Source organism: Bartonella sp. HY761 (assembly GCF_026743145.1).
Classification (GTDB): domain Bacteria; phylum Pseudomonadota; class Alphaproteobacteria; order Rhizobiales; family Rhizobiaceae; genus HY038.
Genome location: NZ_CP104887.1, coordinates 2,304,866 through 2,321,625, shown reverse-complemented (window position 1 = coordinate 2,321,625; position 16,760 = coordinate 2,304,866). Strand labels below are relative to the sequence as shown.

At 41.8% G+C, this 16,760-nt stretch carries 12 protein-coding genes and 1 tRNA gene; 7 read left to right on the top strand and 6 right to left on the bottom strand.

Annotated elements, in window-relative coordinates; translation table 11 throughout:
• Window position 1: 1 nt before the first annotated feature.
• Window positions 2-937: an Lnb N-terminal periplasmic domain-containing protein gene (locus N6A79_RS10055; RefSeq protein ID WP_268545838.1), complete on the bottom strand. Its 936-nt coding sequence runs from the start codon at window positions 935-937 to the stop codon at window positions 2-4.
• A gap of 388 nt (window positions 938-1,325) precedes the next feature.
• On the opposite strand from N6A79_RS10055, the gene N6A79_RS10050 reads away from it, so the two are divergent.
• On the top strand, window positions 1,326-2,207 hold the full coding sequence (locus tag N6A79_RS10050) for an alpha/beta hydrolase (protein ID WP_268545837.1): 882 nt from the start codon (window positions 1,326-1,328) through the stop codon (window positions 2,205-2,207).
• A 91-nt stretch (window positions 2,208-2,298) separates the two neighbouring features.
• On the opposite strand, the gene N6A79_RS10045 is transcribed toward N6A79_RS10050, so the two are convergent.
• Window positions 2,299-3,510, bottom strand: coding sequence for a CynX/NimT family MFS transporter (locus N6A79_RS10045; RefSeq protein ID WP_268545836.1), 1,212 nt, complete (start codon window positions 3,508-3,510; stop codon window positions 2,299-2,301).
• 520 nt (window positions 3,511-4,030) lie between these two features.
• Between N6A79_RS10045 and N6A79_RS10040 the strand changes: the two genes are divergently transcribed.
• Window positions 4,031-5,383: a methylmalonyl-CoA mutase family protein gene (locus tag N6A79_RS10040; RefSeq protein ID WP_268545835.1), complete on the top strand. Its 1,353-nt coding sequence runs from the start codon at window positions 4,031-4,033 to the stop codon at window positions 5,381-5,383.
• Window positions 5,384-5,498: 115 nt separating this feature from the next.
• Here the strand turns inward: N6A79_RS10040 and N6A79_RS10035 are convergent, their stop codons facing one another.
• Complete coding sequence (locus tag N6A79_RS10035) at window positions 5,499-6,812, bottom strand: hypothetical protein (RefSeq protein ID WP_268545834.1); 1,314 nt, start codon at window positions 6,810-6,812, stop codon at window positions 5,499-5,501.
• Between the two features lie 43 nt (window positions 6,813-6,855).
• The gene (locus N6A79_RS10030; RefSeq protein ID WP_268545833.1) at window positions 6,856-7,851 is read right to left on the bottom strand and encodes a LacI family DNA-binding transcriptional regulator; all 996 of its coding nucleotides are present in this window, start codon (window positions 7,849-7,851) and stop codon (window positions 6,856-6,858) included.
• 215 nt (window positions 7,852-8,066) lie between these two features.
• Between N6A79_RS10030 and ptsP the strand changes: the two genes are divergently transcribed.
• The 3 genes from ptsP (at window position 8,067) to N6A79_RS10015 (ending at window position 13,445) form a co-directional block, all read left to right on the top strand.
• Complete coding sequence (gene ptsP, locus N6A79_RS10025; protein ID WP_268545832.1) at window positions 8,067-10,613, top strand: phosphoenolpyruvate--protein phosphotransferase; 2,547 nt, start codon at window positions 8,067-8,069, stop codon at window positions 10,611-10,613.
• Window positions 10,613-11,545, top strand: a complete 933-nt coding sequence (locus N6A79_RS10020) for a 1-phosphofructokinase family hexose kinase (protein WP_268545831.1) — start codon at window positions 10,613-10,615, stop codon at window positions 11,543-11,545. Before ptsP ends, N6A79_RS10020 begins: the two co-directional genes overlap by 1 nt.
• 127 nt (window positions 11,546-11,672) lie before the next feature.
• On the top strand, window positions 11,673-13,445 hold the full coding sequence (locus N6A79_RS10015) for a PTS fructose transporter subunit IIC (protein WP_268545830.1): 1,773 nt from the start codon (window positions 11,673-11,675) through the stop codon (window positions 13,443-13,445).
• A gap of 101 nt (window positions 13,446-13,546) precedes the next feature.
• Here the strand turns inward: N6A79_RS10015 and N6A79_RS10010 are convergent, their stop codons facing one another.
• Window positions 13,547-14,398 carry an LOG family protein gene (locus N6A79_RS10010; protein ID WP_268545829.1) on the bottom strand — a complete coding sequence of 284 codons (852 nt, stop codon included), beginning with the start codon at window positions 14,396-14,398 and terminating at the stop codon, window positions 13,547-13,549.
• A gap of 143 nt (window positions 14,399-14,541) precedes the next feature.
• Here N6A79_RS10010 and dapD point away from each other — a divergent pair, with 143 nt between their 5' ends.
• Both dapD and N6A79_RS10000 read left to right on the top strand, forming a co-directional pair.
• Window positions 14,542-15,396: a 2,3,4,5-tetrahydropyridine-2,6-dicarboxylate N-succinyltransferase gene (gene dapD, locus N6A79_RS10005; RefSeq protein ID WP_268545828.1), complete on the top strand. Its 855-nt coding sequence runs from the start codon at window positions 14,542-14,544 to the stop codon at window positions 15,394-15,396.
• Window positions 15,397-15,633: 237 nt separating this feature from the next.
• Entirely contained in the window at window positions 15,634-16,314 is a 681-nt protein-coding gene (locus tag N6A79_RS10000; RefSeq protein WP_268545826.1) for a DUF1266 domain-containing protein, read from the top strand.
• Window positions 16,315-16,462: 148 nt separating this feature from the next.
• On the opposite strand, the gene N6A79_RS09995 is transcribed toward N6A79_RS10000, so the two are convergent.
• Window positions 16,463-16,553, bottom strand: a tRNA-Ser gene (locus N6A79_RS09995).
• Between the last annotated feature and the right edge of the window lie 207 nt (window positions 16,554-16,760).

The window sequence follows — 16,760 nt, the reverse complement described above, 5'->3', positions numbered from 1 at the left end:
CTTATGGAGTTTCTGGGGGCAAATGTGCGTTTTTTACCACTTGTTCCAAACTTACCGATGTATCAATAAAACCATGATCATAAAGATAGGATGGCAATTGCCCTGAAAACAAAATTCGCCAATCTTTGGGGATGGAGGGCTCTAATATACGAGCCATATCAAAGACGACCGTCGTGCAATTGGCCGTTGCCGTATTATAAAAACGCGGCGTTTTAGATAAAGCATTTGCCTTTTCAATATAGGTTAAAAACAGCGCCTGTGTTTGACCAGAAGATGTTTTAAGCGGGTAGCGATAAACTTGTTCTTTGCGGATATCGGTGCGTAAACGAATAATATCTTCTTTGGTTGCTGCAATGGTGATGAGTTCAAATTCCTTGAAAAAACCACCAATTGCTGAAAATTCTTGGCCTTTTTTGCGGCGAATTTCCGAAGAAAAAATTAGCTCCTGACCATTGTCAAATTCAAACCCAACTAAAGTATGGGCAATGTAAGGCCCCATCCAGTAAGACAGATATATATTCATGCTTTTTAAATGAGTAAGATCAAAACTTGCATCAAACCAACGGGGTATGCCTTGCTCAGGTGTTTGCCAATCAAAATCGCGAATATGAGAAACATGAACGGTGCTGCTGGTTAAATTAGCGGTGACACCATATTGTAAAGCTGGATCCCAATCTCCATTCAAGGATGGCTTAATCGTTGACCACCAAATTCCAAAGCTGATAAAGGCAATAATTGCTATTATTCGCGCGGCGCGTGGTTTCCATTGCCATTCGCTATAAAGTACAAAACCTGCAAGAATTAGCCAAATCAAGCCAATGATTGAAAAAGCAATGCTATTGAGTTGATAGAAAAAACCAAGGCCACACCATAAAAAGCCAAGCAGTAGAACTAAGGTCCATGTGAGATGAAGCAAAATCTTTAAAAATTTTCGCATGCTAGGTTTTTCGCTTTTTATTGAGTCGACGATTATTTGAAATTATTAGCCTAATTAAACACTTTTTAGTCACTTTTCTACAAGTCGGCGGTGGAGTATGGGATCGTTTTAATTTAGCCAATTTTTATCTGTATATTATTTGTTGTCTGTAAATTGCGCTATTAGTCATCTATCTGAAATATGAATATGTAATTATATGATTTGATAGACGGCTAATTTTCTCGTGAAACATGTGTAAGTGCCGTTGTTTATATTTTAAAAAATTTGGTTTAAGAAATTCACTTAGGAAAGATATGAGCGAACAAGGTGCTTGCTATTTTAAATATGAAAAATTATTTTACCAGTTCAAATTCATATTTCCTAAACCAATATATGGCATAGCAAAGATATGATGAAACGTTTTTACCTGACACTCTTCATTCTATCTGCAGTTTGCAGCCCCGTTTGGGCTAATGATAATGATTGTCTTTCACAAGCTTCGGCATCTTGTTTGGATAATTTGCAAACAACAGATAAGACCGATAGGCAAAATACTGTTGCGACCGATAGTCGCGCAGTAGCCGTTGACGCCAATGCTATCAAAGCTAAGGCACATAATAATGACGTGCAAGCTATAAGCCGCAATAGTGAATTTATTTATCAGATTGATCGGCCCCAAAACGCATCTGGCGATGTTGTTGTATTAATGCATGGTTCTGGTGGTAATGAAAAAAGCCTTATGCCTTTTGCCCGTTCGATCTGGCCACGAGCAACCTTGGTGGGTATTCGTGGTCGTGTTGTGCAAAAGGGTCAAAGACGTTGGTACACCAAAATAACTGCAACGCGTTTTGATCAAAAAGATGTAAGCCGCGAGGCTGAAGCTTTTGTAAGCTTTTTAACCAAACTTGCTGATGAAAATGAGTTGGATATTAGTCGCTCCACCTTTATTGGTTATTCCAATGGTGCAAATTTGCTCGCCGTTGTACTTTTACAACAACCTGATCTTGTGCGCCGTGCGGTGTTGATGCGTTCTATGCCAGTGCTTGATACAATGCCGCGTGCGAATCTTCATAAGACAAGTATCTTGACCCTATCAGGACAAAAGGATCGGCTTTACTCTCCTTTTGCGCCGGTATTGTCGTCTCTGCTGAAAAATAATGGTGCGAAGGTTGAAAGCCATATGATTGCTGCTGATCATATGATTGGAGAGCTTGATAAAAAGCAAATTACCGCTTGGCTTGGGAACGGTAACAGCGATAGTCTGTCAGCAATGTCCAAACCAACAAAGTAATGGCAAAGTTTTTGCAGTAAAACTTAGCAAAATATTTGCTTGTTTTTATTTGCCCCTTTGCATGCAAAGGGGCAATGTTTGGTGATTAGGCTTAATCAATCCGTTCTGCTTTTATCGGAATTGTTTTGGGGCGACCTGCAAGATAGCCAGTAAATGCCGCACCAAGGCAAAGGGCAACAAATAGACCAGCTGTGGCATCAAAACCACCACTTGCTTCATGAATAATGCCGACAAGAAATGGACCAATGGCAGCAATGCAATAGCCAATGCCTTGCGCCATGCCAGAAAGGTGGGATGCAACTGGCGCATCGTGGGAGCGCAAAGCAATAATCACCATAGCAACTGCGATTAGGCCGCCTTGTCCAAGACCTTGTAAAACCACCCAAATCCAGATTGTTGAAATAGGTGCCAAAATAAAGCCAACAAGTCCAATGCCCGCAATAGATGTTAAAAAGACGCATATGCCGCTTTGGCTGCTTCTACGGCCAGCAATAAGTGGCATAATAAGACTTGCAACCACTTGAATAAGAATTGAAACCGAGGTGATAATTCCTGCCTGTTCAGGTTTAATACCCCGTTCCACTATTATTTGGGCAAGCCAACCAAAAACTGAATAGGCAAGTGCTGATTGTAATCCCATAAATAAAGTTACTTGCCAAGCAATTGGCTGCCTCAATAGACCTTTAACTTGGTAGCGACCTTGTGCGCCTTGTCCTGAATGGCTTTTTAATTGTGGTAGCCATAAAATAATGGCTAATAATACTGGGATCGCCCAAGCCGCGAGAGTGAGCTGCCATGAACCATTTAAAATGTGTTTTAAAGGAACGGTAAAGCCAACAGCAATGGCAGCGCCGCCGCAAAGCGCCATGGAAAATAGTCCCGTCATTAACGGAATATGATGGGGGAAATCTCGTTTAACCAAAGACGGCATCAATACATTACCAAGAGCAATGGCAGCGCCAGCCAAAATGGAACCTAGATAAAGCGTTGATAATGGTCCAAACCCGCGTAAAGCAGTTCCAATAGCCAGTACGATTAATGCTAAGAACATGGTGCGTTCTGCGCCAATTTTAGATGCTCCCCACGGTGCTAGTGGGGCAAAAATGCCAAGGCAAACAACTGGCAATGTTGTTAATAACCCTGCCTGAAAGCCACTTATGCCGGTTGAATTGGAAATGTCGGGAGAAAGTAAAATCGAAAGGCTTGAAAAAACCGGTCTTAGATTTAAGGCAACAAGAATTAAAGACACCCCCAAATATATGCTCCACGCTTTGCTGCGTTGGGCATTTGAATAACCAGACATTTCATTCCTTTCAAAATTTTCAACCGAGCATTTAGACGCGAATCAGATGCTTATTTGAAATTTCAGTTCTTTGTGAGATACCTTGGTTGGGTAAGCGGTTCAAAAAATCAAGGCATTGCGAGAATTTTGCTCTGGTAAAACGTTCAATTTTTTATGAAGAGATCGTGAAAGCGTTATAAACTTGCTATCAATCATAAGCGCAATAGAACTAGAATAGATTTAATTTTAAATAAAGTGCTAGCTTTTCATGGTTTAAGAACAGTTGGGTTAAGCACAATTTTTATTCAAATAAAATATGTGGTCCAAAGGTAGTAATTGTGCGCTGTTATGAAAGATTGGCCTTTGTAAAAATGCGTTAGTTTTTAGAAAGAAAAATCAATTTTTTTGCCGGATTTGGTTATATTGGTAAAAAAAATGCGATCTTGAGCTTTTAGGTGTTTTCGTCGGTGCGGAAAAATGCTTTATGTTTATAAGACGTGATGCTTTAATGTGTGTAAATATAATGGAGACGCTGCAAGTTATGGATAACAAATTATCTGTTGAAAGCGTAAAAAGTCAACAAGGCGCTGGTGGTATGTCTAATCGACGTCAATTTGGTTGGTCGGCAATGCAACGGGCTGATGATCCTGACGTTAATCGTGCAAATAAACAGTTGAAGCAAGATATTGCCAATGGCGCCAATGGTGTTGCTATTGTTTTTGCTGGCGCCCATAACGCTTATGGATTTGGATTGCCGCCGGAGCCTGATACAATTGAAAAATTGTTTGACGGCGTTGCTCTTGATGGTTTGCATCTGCGGTTAGAAAACCATTCTCATGGTCGTCCGATTACGGATACATTTATTACCTATTTGCAAAAAAGTCGTATTGACCTCAATCGCACACAAATCACTTTCGGCACTGACCCGACAGCAAGTCTTGCAACGACAGGTCGTCTTAAAATGTCTATTGCAGCATTAAAAGCGTCTTTACCCCAGTCTATGTCGGCTTTTTTCTCATCTGGGCTTCCAGGTGTCGTGCTTGAAGCGGATGGTCGTCCTTATCACAATGCAGGAGCAACTGAGGCGCAGGAAATTGGCGCAATGTTGTCGGTTGCGGTTAGTCACTTGAAGATGATTGAAGATGGTAGACATCATATCCTATATGCGCTGCCTCATATTGGTTTTGCAACATCACTTGATCAAGATCCCGTTCTTGGCAAGGCAAAATTGCGTGCATTGAGACTTTTATGGCATAGAATTCAAAAGGGTCTTGGTGTCGAAAATCCATTTCCTGCCATCATTCATGTCGAAACATCCATGCGGATGATGAGCGCCCATGACCCATTATTAAATGTTTCCCGCTGCAATCTTGCAAGCTATGCTGCTATTTCATCGGGTGTTGTGTCACTCAATGTCTTACCTTTTTCAATGCCACTTGGGCTTGCGGATTCATTTGCACGCCGGCAAGCCTTGTTAAGCCAACTTATATTGGCCGAAGAAAATGCCGCAACATCTGCTTTTGATGCAAGTGAAAATAGCGAAAATAGCGCATCTGCGGATATGCTTGTTGATGCTGCATGGGAAGAATATCAGCGCTTTGAACGTGCGGGCGGCATTTTAGAAACTTTGATTGATGGTAGTCTTGAATTGCGTTTTGAAGAGGCTCGTGATTTACGGACCACAGCATTCTTGAAAGGTGAACGCACTATTTTAGGCGTGACCAAAGCGCGGTTGCAAAATGAGTTGCCAGTTTGTGGTATTTATGATCAAAAGCCTAGCCAATTTGTTGCTGATGGCATTGTTCATTGCAAACCATTAACCTTTAAACGCCTTGAAACATGCTATGAGGAAGCGGCAGCAATAGCACCTGTTGGTGCTGCGCTAGTTGTTTAACCAGTTTATTCTTTTATCATTTATTGGGCAGTAGATGCTTATAAAGCGATGTTTTGAATAAGTCTTTGCGATAAAAAGCGGTTTTAAATATTAAAACCGCTTTTACATTATAATATTATGTTTTCTGTTGACTTAGTAGCCAGTGGCGCACACTGGGGATTGCATAAGCTATTGGCCACGTCCAGACATGGCCACCGCCGCGACCATTTTCGCCAACAGGAATGACCGTGCCAGTACGAAAAGCAACATAATATATATTGCTATCTGGCCCTTCATTGATCATGTTGTCTTGAGCTGCTTGAAACTCAGATGGACTTGACTTGCCATCCCATATAGCACGGGTTATTTTAGCACCATTTTGTTCCAGTTTATCGGTTATCGCATTCATGCCAGGATATGCCTTATCATCATCTTGTGAGACGATAATCCAAATTTTATGCTTGGCTAGGGGCGCAACCTGTGTAGGATCCCATTGACCGGCAACTAAAAATGAGGCTGCAAAGAAATCAGGATATTTAATATTCAACGCAATGGACGTCATGCAACCACCCGACTGGCCTGTTGTGTAAAGGCGTTTGCTATCAATGTTATAATCGCCTAATAGGCTTTTGATAAGACGAATGGTAACATCTGCGTAATCGCTAGTTTGCGAAGCGTCATTTGCAATGGCGGTTGGATATTGAGGGGCAAGGACAAAAGCGGGATTGACTTCTTGATCTAGCGGACTTGCAAAGGAAACGGCTCCCAATCCTTGTTGTAAGGTCCTAAGTGGATTGGTTCCGGTAACACCAGCATCATGCATGAATAAGACTAATGGATAAGACTTGGCTTTATCGTAATTTTTAGGAATATATAAATTATAATTGAGCAGTAGACCAGTTAAAGGATCGACATATCTAAATTGCAAAAAATCATCAACAATAAGATTTACTTGTCTTGTATTGATAATGGCTTTATTCGTTGGGGCGTAGATGTTTCCCGATACTGTTTGTAATGGTTGAACTTGTGAGACCATGACCGTTGCAGGCGTTTCAATTTTAGGCGAATATGTTTCTGCCCCCTCGTCATTTGGATCAAGCTCAAGGATAATAAAGACACCATTGCTCGCATTTGGCGTTTTTTTAGCGTTATTGCTTGCATAGGCTTTCAATATGGTGCGACCAGCAACACTCCATTGAGTATTTGATATATTTTCATGCTGGATTGCTTGGTCATATTCAATGATTGCCGCAGTTGTGCGTTGGCTGCGCCCAAATACCTCCGTAACAGCAGTGACAGATTTAATATGGTCGCTATAAAATACGGATGCATTGATTGCTTGAGCGCCGCTTGGTGTGGCGCTTGATTGAGCCTTTGAAATTTTGGGTAAGATAGTCATCGCACCAAGAATAGCCGGTGCAAGCGCAATAAAATTACGACGTGAAGGCATAATAAATCTCCATTTGGCGCTTATATGGGAACCTCATCAATCTTTAATAATTTTGAGTAGAGTTCCTAAAAATTGGCTGACCAGCTAATACTACCAATTCAGGATCTATTTCAGGTTTTTCCATGCGCTGAAATAATAGCCTTACCGCTTGTTGAGCAATAGCTTCTTTGGGTTGGTCGATGACGCTAAGTCCGCCAGCGATGAGAGCTGCCCATGGCTCATCATCAAATGTTGCAACGGATAATTGTTGTGGGATAGAAATTTTTGCTTGCAACAAGGCTGTGCAAACACGCAAGGCTAAAACACCATTGCTGATAAACACGCCGTCAATATCAGTGATATTTTTAAAAATAGCTGCAATCTGGGAAAGGGATGATCCATGGGCAATGGCTTGGCTACTGGCAGCCAACCCCATCTCTTGAATCGCCATTTCATAGCCGTTTTTGCGGGCAAGACCAGTAATGCTATTTTCGCTATAAAGACAAAGAATTTTTTTTCTGCCATTTTTAACCATATGTCGAATCATTTCATGGCTTGCATTTTCATTGTCGATTTTTACTTGGTCAAATTTAGCATGTGGGAGGGTTCGGTCAATCAAGACTAAGGGAATAGAGGATGGCCAATTATCAAGATTGCTAAGGCCTTCAGGTGTTGAAGCAAGGATAACACCTGCAACCCGTTCTTCAATCATTTGCGATAAATGTTCTTTTTCACGCTCAGTATTTTCATCCGTATTACATAAAATAATACGAAAGCCCTCTTTTTCTACTGCCTTTTCAATAAAGCGAGCAATACTGGTAAAAAAAGGGTTGCGAATATCGGCAACAATCAATCCTATTGTTTTGTTTTGCCGCGAGCGTAATCGCCGTGCCGCCAAATTAGGCCGATAGCCAGTTTTCAAAATGGCAGTTTCAACCTTTTCGCGCATATCATCACTGACCTTGCCATTGGCAAGGGTGCGCGAAACGGTTGCCGTTGAAACGCCAGCAGCTTTAGCTACATCTTTGATGCTAATTGTTTTAGAGCAAGATTTTACCACTGATATTCCATCATATTTTATATTCAAATTTCTAGTTAAAGCAGAAAGAACTTGAGTAGGATCGTCTATATAAGGCTATTCTAAGGATTTTGGAATAATATGTTTATTAATTTGCAATTTATTCGTTTTTTATTACCTGAAATATAATCGACTTGACATTAGGTAAGAAAACGTTTTCACTCAATGCACCTTAAGTTTTAATTTAGGATTATGCAATGGCTTTAAACAGCACTTCCTCAAAAGAAAAACTCATCCAACTTGGTAGCGATGTCATTGACAAAAAATCGGCAATTGAAGCGGTCGGCAAATTATTGATTGATGCTGGCGCAGTGGATGAGGGGTATGTCAACTCTATGTTGGGACGTGAAAACGTTGCTAATACCTGGCTAGGTTCCGGAGTTGCAATTCCTCATGGCATGGTTGAGGATAAGGATCTGGTTAAAGAGGACGCAGTTGCTGTTTTACAAGTTCCCAAGGGGGTTGACTGGGGAAATGGTGAGGTGGCCTATCTTATTTTTGGCATCGCGGCTAAAGGGGAAGGCCACCTCAATACATTACGCCAATTGACAAGATTGTTGCGAAAGCCGATCGTTTTAGAAAAGCTTATTAAAACTAATGATAAGCATGATGTTGTTGAGGCAGTTTTTAACGGTAATGATGGCGCACAAGATGAAGCTGCTGCAAATCTTGCCCCAGTTAAAGATTATGCCATTTGTGAAGAATGGTCGGTTGATTATCCAAACGGTCTTCATGCGCGGCCAGCATCAGTTTGGATTGATGCGGCAAGAGCATCTAAAACAAAATTGCAGGCACGCAATGGCAATGTCATTTCAGATATTAAAAGCTTGGTGTCCTTACTTGAACTCAATGCCAAAGCTGGTGATATAGTTGTTTTTTCAGCAGCCGATGATGATGGAGCAGATAATGCACGCCAAAATTTGCAAACCTTTATCAAGGCGGTAAAAGGTTTAACTGCCTCAGAAAAGCAAGCCGCAGAAAAAGCAGCACTTAAAAAAGCTGAACAGGCAATGACCAACTGGGTGCCGCCATCAGGAAAAACTCCAATAATTGGTGTTAGCGCTAGTCCGGGCTTGGCAATAGGTGCGGTTTATAAAGTAAGTAGCCAAAATGTTGAGGTTGCAGATATTCCAGTAAGTATAGCGCAAGGCGGTCCAATCCTTCAACATGCAATTGAAACAACGCGCGCTCAAATGAAAGCGCTGGTTGATGATGTAACGAGGCGTTTGGGTGCCAGTGATGCTGCAATTTTTTCAGCACAAAGTGAATTGCTTGATGATGAAAGCCTAATTGCTGCAACGTGCCGTCATATGGTTGAAGGACATGGCGTTGCTTGGTCTTGGTCAAAGGCTATCCATGAAACGGCCGAACGCCTGAAGTCCTCTAGCAATCCATTGCTTGCCGCGCGTTCAGCTGATTTGTTAGATGTTGGTCGCCGTGTGCTTGGGCAAATCGATCCAGCTCTTGCCACTGGCTCATTAAGTGATCTTCCAGAAGGTGGCGTGATTATCATTGCTGATGATTTGTCGCCGTCAGACACTGCAGGGCTTGTCCCCGGCCGTGTCATTGCAATAGCAACAGCTTTAGGTGGTCCAACGTCTCACACTGCAATTCTTGCACGTACGCTTGGCTTGCCTGCTGTTGTTGCAGCTGGTCCGTCGCTGCTTGATGCACGAGATGGGCAATTTGCAATTATTGATGGCAATGGAGGCGGTGTTTGGTTCGATCCTGATAGTGTTGATCAAAATGCCGCAAAAGCTGAAATTGAAAAAATTGCAAAAGAGCAGGAAAAGCAAAAGGCCGAGCGGGGACTTCCAGCGACAACGCTTGATGATTATACAATTGATATTGCTGCTAATATTAATCAGCCTGAGCAAGTACCGCTTGCTCTTTCGCAAGGCGCCGAAGGCGTTGGACTTATGCGAACAGAATTTTTATTTTTAGAGCGCGGTGATACTCCTGATGAGGATGAGCAATATGCAACCTATCGCGCAATGCTTGATGCTTTAGGCGATAAGCCACTTATTGTCCGTGCGCTAGATATTGGCGGCGATAAGCAGGTGGCGCATCTTGATTTACCCCATGAAGAAAATCCGTTTTTAGGCGTGCGCGGCGCACGTTTATTATTGCGGCGGCCAGATCTTCTTTATCCGCAACTGCGCGCATTATATCGGGCAGCTAAAGATGGTGGCAATTTATCCATAATGTTTCCAATGATTATGTCGCTTGATGAAGTTTTGGCTTTAAAAGAACGGGCAGAAGAAATTCGTCAATCTATTGGCGCACCTAGTGTGCCTCTTGGTATTATGATTGAAGTTCCAGCTGCAGCGATTATGGCAGATGTTCTTGCCGAGCATGTAGATTTCTTTTCCATTGGAACAAATGATCTTACCCAATATACATTGGCAGTGGATCGGCAAAATCCTGATCTTGCAGCCTCGGCAGATAGTTTGCATCCATCGGTTTTACGCATGATTGATCTAACAGTTAAGGGCGCGAAAAAATATGATCGTTGGGTGGGAGTATGTGGCGGTATTGCAGGCGATGCTTATGGGGCAACTTTGCTCGCAGGACTTGGCGTTACCGAACTTTCGATGACACCGCGTGATATTCCCGCGGTTAAAGCACGCTTTCGAACAGAGAGCCTAACACAAATGCGCCAACGCGCCCAAAATGCTCTTCAACTTAAAACCGCAAAAGAAGTGCGCGCATTAGATAAAAAAACTGTGCAGGATAATAAATAATGACCAGTTCCATAATGACCCTTACTTTAAATCCAGCAATCGATGAAACTGTCTATCTTGATGATCTGACAATTGGTAATGTTCATCGTGCAAATTTAGTGCGTTATGATGCAGGTGGCAAAGGCATTAATGTTGCTGCATGCCTTGGTGCTTATAGCATTCCCGTTGCTGCGACAGGATTTTTAGGCGATGAAAACCTTACCATTTTTGAAAATTTTTTCGCAGCACGTCATGTTGACGATCGTTTTATTCGGCTTAAAGGTGCAACACGCACAAATGTCAAAATTTTAACGCCAAATGAAACAACCGATATTAATTTACCAGGACTTGCTCCCGGTAAGCTCGAGTTAAATCAGCTTAATACAAAACTTCATGAAGAAAATACTGGTTATCTTGTGCTAGCCGGTAGTTTGCCGCCAAGTTGCCCGCAAGATATTTATGCAGACCTTGTCGCGGCACAGCATGCTCGTCATCATTTTAGTATTGTTGATTGTTCAGGCGCGGCTCTCAATGCTGTTTTGTCAGCTCCATATTTACCAATGGTTGTAAAGCCCAATATTGCTGAGTTGAGTGAATGGGCTGGATATAAGTTAAATAGCATGGATGAAATTTTGGCTGAAGGATTTAAATTACAGCAAAGTGGTGTTAGTTTGGTTGTGATATCCATGGGCAGTGAAGGTGCGTTATTTATTTCGCGCCATGGAGCAATTCACGCGTCAATCAAAATAGAAAATATAGCAAGCACCGTAGGTGCAGGTGACGCTATGGTGGCGGGTATTGTCGCAAGTTTAGTCGACCATGCTGATTTAGAGGCAACTGCACGCCTTGCTACAGCTTTCGCAGCAGGCAAATTAATGCTTACTGGTGCTGATTTACCTGAACGCTCGGTGATTTCGCAGTTTTCTCGTGAGGTTACTTGTCGGATTTTGTAAAAGTGTGGGATTAAATATGAAGAAGCAAGAATATTGGTGCTGTGTTGCAATATTTTTCGTATCTTTAATCTAACCACGCTCCGTCATAAAGAATATTAACTGCCGTTAAAATGGCGGGAGGGATAAGATGAAACTCTTTATAGTAATTGAAGAACAGGGCAATCAGGTCCTTGATGTCTTGGCGCGGGAAGCCTTATCCGCTGCCGCACTTGCAGCAAAATTGGAGGTCGAAATATCAATCAGTCCTAAAGGACAGGCTTTGCGTATTCCCGTTGCTCGTGACAAAGATGACATTTTGCTGGTTGTGAGCGATACCGCTGAACCGCTTGATAATAGTGACTATGCCGCACGTTTTAATGGTGGGGATGTTTATAATATTGAGCTTGATGATGTCTTAAATGATGCATCTGCAATATTAGCGCGGTTTGCTAATGGGAAAGGCGCTTCAAAAACAGAGAAGTCAGATAAAAAAGAGATTGATGACGCAGGCAAAGACAATCTTGGTGGAATAAAAAATATTGTAGCCATCACGTCATGTCCAACTGGTATTGCCCATACTTTTATGGCAGCCGATGCTTTACTTGATAGTGGTAAAGAACTTGGTATTAACATCCGAGTTGAAACACAAGGCTCTGTTGGTGCTGGTACTCCCTTAACGGCAGACGAAATTAAAGATGCTGATCTTGTTATTATTGCAGCTGATCGAGAAGTTGATCGTTCGCGCTTTGCTGGCAAACCTGTCTATGCAAGTGGTACAAAAGTAGCCATTAATAAGGGAACAGATTATATTAAGGAAGCAGCTAACAAAGCTAAGCTTCAATCCAATCAAGCTGCAGAAGAAGATAATACGCAACAAAATGCTAAAGGTGCAGGTGTTTATAAGCATTTGATGACAGGTGTTTCTTTCATGTTGCCTTTTGTGGTGGCAGGTGGGTTACTTATAGCATTCGCCTTTGCTATTGGCGGTATTGGTGTTGATAAAGAAAGTAGTGGTTTTGCGCATACAATTTTTATTATTGGTGCGCAAAAAGCCTTTGCTCTCATGGTTCCTATTCTTGCCGGCTATATAGCTTTTTCTATCGCTGATAGACCAGGTCTTGCACCTGGATTAATCGGCGGTCTTTTCGCTCAAGAAATTGGCGCGGGCTTTTTAGGAGGAATTATTGCAGGATTTTTAGCGGGCTATTTTGTATTGGCAATGATCAAATTTATTAAATTGCCGCGTAGTCTATCTGGATTAATGCCAGTTTTAATTATCCCGCCGATAGCAACCGCCTTTGTCGCCCTAATCATGATTTATGTAGCGGGTGATCCAGTTGCACAAATTAATCATGGGCTTGAAGCTTGGCTAAAAAGTTTAGGTGGAGCAAATGCTGCATTGGTAGGACTTATTATTGGTGCTATGATGGCGTTTGATTTTGGTGGTCCAGTTAATAAAGCGGCTTATGCGTCGTCGGTCGCTTTAATAGCTCAAGGGATTGGTGGTCCTATTGCTGCGGCAATGATTGCGGGTATGACACCGCCGATAGCATTAGCTTGTGCATCAATTATTTTTCCAAATCGCTTTACCGATGAAGAGCAAAATTCACGTGTTGCAACTTTTATTTTAGGGTTGGTCTTTATCAGTGAGGCCGCAATACCAACTGCTGCTCGTGATCCGTTTCGGGTTATACCATCCCTTATGTTAGGTTCTGCATTCGCTGGTGCACTTGCTTATGGCTTGGGTACAAGTTTGAGTGCCCCTCATGGCGGTATTCTACTTGTGCTTATTCCCAATGTAGTTACAAATTATTTTGGTTATTTTGCTGCTTTAATAGGTGGGAGCGCTGTATCTATTATGTGTCTCGGTTTGTTTATGAGACCCATTAAGAGTAGCGTAACAACCGCAGTCAATGTTTAATATTTTGCCTTGCAAACAAAAATTTAAAAATAAAGGCTTTGCTCGTTTTTCTAGCAAAGCCTTTTTAATATTGTGATTTGAATGTAAATTCTTATCATTGTTTAAACAGGGCTTTTTAAATCATAAAAACTGCGGATTTTATCCCAGCCTTCTTGCGCGGTGTCCACATAGGTTAAGAGATCCAAATCATCCGGTGAAATCGTACCTTGTTCGGCTAAAAATTCAACATTGATGGATTTTTGCCAAAACTCTTTGCCAAATAAGATCACAGGTACGCGTTCCATGCGCCCAGTTTGAATAAGAGTTAAGGTTTCAAATAATTCATCTAAAGTTCCAAAGCCGCCTGGAAAAATTGTCAAAGCCTTGGCACGAATCAAAAAATGCATTTTGCGAATGGCAAAATAATGGAAATTAAAACAAAGATCGGGCGTTACATAAGGATTTGGTGCTTGCTCATGAGGTAAAACAATGTTTAGGCCAATACTTGGTGCACCTACATCATCTGCACCGCGATTGCCCGCTTCCATCACACCCGGTCCGCCACCGGTCACAATGACAAATTCGCGGTGGTAAGTCGTGGCCGAATATTGCGAGCAAAGGCGGGCGAAATGCCGGGCTTCGTCATAATAGCGGGAGGCAAGTTCAAGATTTTTCCGCTGAATGTCGTTTTTAGCCGCCCATGCATCTTGGCCGGGTGCTGGAATACGCGCACCTCCAAAAAGCACAACCGTTGAGCGAATGCCGCGCTCACTTAAAGTGATTTCCGGCTTCATCATTTCAAGGCCTAAGCGCACGGATCGCATTTCGCGGCGCATTAAAAAGTCTTCATCCGTATAGGCAAGGCGATAAGCGGGTGATTGTGTTTGCGGTGTGATCGGAACTTTATGGATAACTGCGGCATCATCATTCGAATGGGGAAACGGAGTCCAACCTTCTTTTTCTTCAGGAAGCATTGCTTGTCCTTTCATTCTTATTTTTAGGTTCAAGTAACATTTTATCGTATCAATACGTATTGCCCGTAGTTGCTGCCTATACGTTTTGCAAATAATATGCTTAATGGGTTTAAAGTTTTTTAACATCAGTAATGGAGATTTTTATGACGCAAGCAAATTATCATGCGTTGGAAGCACTTATTGAGCAAGCCTTTGATGCACGCGATTCTATTTCAACCGATACAAAAGGTGAAGTGCGTGATAGCGTCGAGCATGTGCTTAGCCTTTTGGATAAGGGCGAGTTACGGGTGGCAGAACGCCGTGATAATGGCGAATGGCATGTTAATCAATGGGCTAAAAAGGCTGTTTTACTTTCTTTCCGGTTAAACCCTATGGCACTTATTAAAGGTGGTCCTGATGGTTCATCATGGTGGGATAAGGTGCCATCAAAATTTCATGGTTGGGGCGAAGAACAGTTTAAGCAAGCAGCCTTCCGCGCTGTTCCTAATGCGATCGTGCGTCATTCTGCTTATATTGCACCTAATGTTATTTTAATGCCATCCTTTGTCAATCTTGGCGCTCATGTTGGTGAAGGTACAATGGTTGATACTTGGGCAACCGTTGGTTCATGCGCGCAAATTGGTAAAAATGTCCATCTTTCTGGCGGTGTTGGTATTGGCGGTGTATTGGAGCCATTGCAGGCAGGTCCAACAATTATTGAAGATAATTGCTTTATTGGCGCGCGCTCTGAAGTGGTTGAAGGCTGTATCATCCGCGAAGGTGCCGTTCTTGGTATGGGCGTTTATATCGGCAAATCCACTAAAATCGTTGATCGCGCAACAGGTGAAATTTTCTATGGTGAAGTGCCACCTTATTCGGTTGTTGTTTCGGGTAGCTTACCAGGTAAAGATCTTGGCGATGGTAAACCAGTGCCAAGCCTTTATTGTGCGGTCATTGTTAAACGTGTTGATGAAAAAACCCGTTCTAAAACATCAATCAACGATCTTTTACGTGATTAATCCTTAATTTTATAATTTCATTTGCCTTTTGCATTCGTAAAAAATCGAGCGATCGTCGTCGTGATATACTCCGTGAGTTTTAGGTTTAAAATGAACGGAGTATATTATCTGGTATTTAATATTTTTGTTTAGTTCCGTCTTTGAAGGCTAGAGAATGTTATCGTCTTTTTTTAAAAAATATTCTTTTCACATGCTAGGCGAGATAAACCTCCTTTAACAAAGGACTAAATAACAACCATGGCGGTTAATGCGCCTTATAGTGAAGGTCGTGTTGAGGAGTGCCAGTATGTGGCCGCAATAGAATCAGAAAGAAGACTAAAAAGCGCCCTGAAATCAGCTTGGGGCATAGTTGATGGCGAAAGCTTTGAGGATATTTCTGGTTGGTTGTTACATGAAGGTCATCGATATTATTTTGATATGGTGGCTGAGCGCGCCATTGCGATGAATAAAAATCCTACCATAGAAAGAATGAACGAGGATGTGGAATATTTTTCAAAGCTCGAAAATAGTGAAGGGCTTGTGGAATATTATGAAAAGCTAATTACACTTTTGGAAAGTGATATTTTAAGACGGTTGCAGTTGCCGCCGGTTAAATCCATTATGGCATGGGATATGGCACGCCTTATCGGTATTACCCTCAATGCTTTAGCATTAGAATATGTGGATGAGGATAAAGCTTGGGAAAGTTGTAGTACAGCATTATCTATGACACGCTATCATTATAGCAATTGGAAAGAGTTTGCCGATGCTTTTTTATTTGGTCGGGCTTTTTGGTTTGATTTTGATGATGAAACTATGCCCGAAATCTATGGGGAATTGAAGAATAGATCAAAAATTACGATAAAATGCTTCATGATCCCAATTCTGTTTGGTCTCGCTATCCCTTGCATTATAAATAATACGCAAGGCCAAATCTGAGATTGGCATTTTAATAATGAGATTAAGCAGGATTTATCTTGAAAAATATCAACATGACAACAAATAAATTGCCCAAAACGATTTTTGGCTAGAAAATTCATGTTCATAAAATAAAGGGGAATGTTTTTTATTTAAATTGGAAAGTATCTGGCGGAGAGAATGGGATTCGAACCCATGAGAGCCTTTTGAGCCCTACTCCCTTAGCAGGGGAGCGCCTTCGACCACTCGGCCATCTCTCCGTGAGATGTGGTTGCAATAAACATTATTTTATATGAGTGCAAGCACTATTTAACAAAAATCACATTTTTTTTATTTAAGTATATTTGACGCTAGTTTTATCTAGAATCATTTTAAATTTAATTGACCTATAATCAAGGTGTATTGGCTGCAGGCTTTCAAAAAGTCTTTATCAAATTCGAGTCGCTTACTAGGCAATTAGTTCTTAT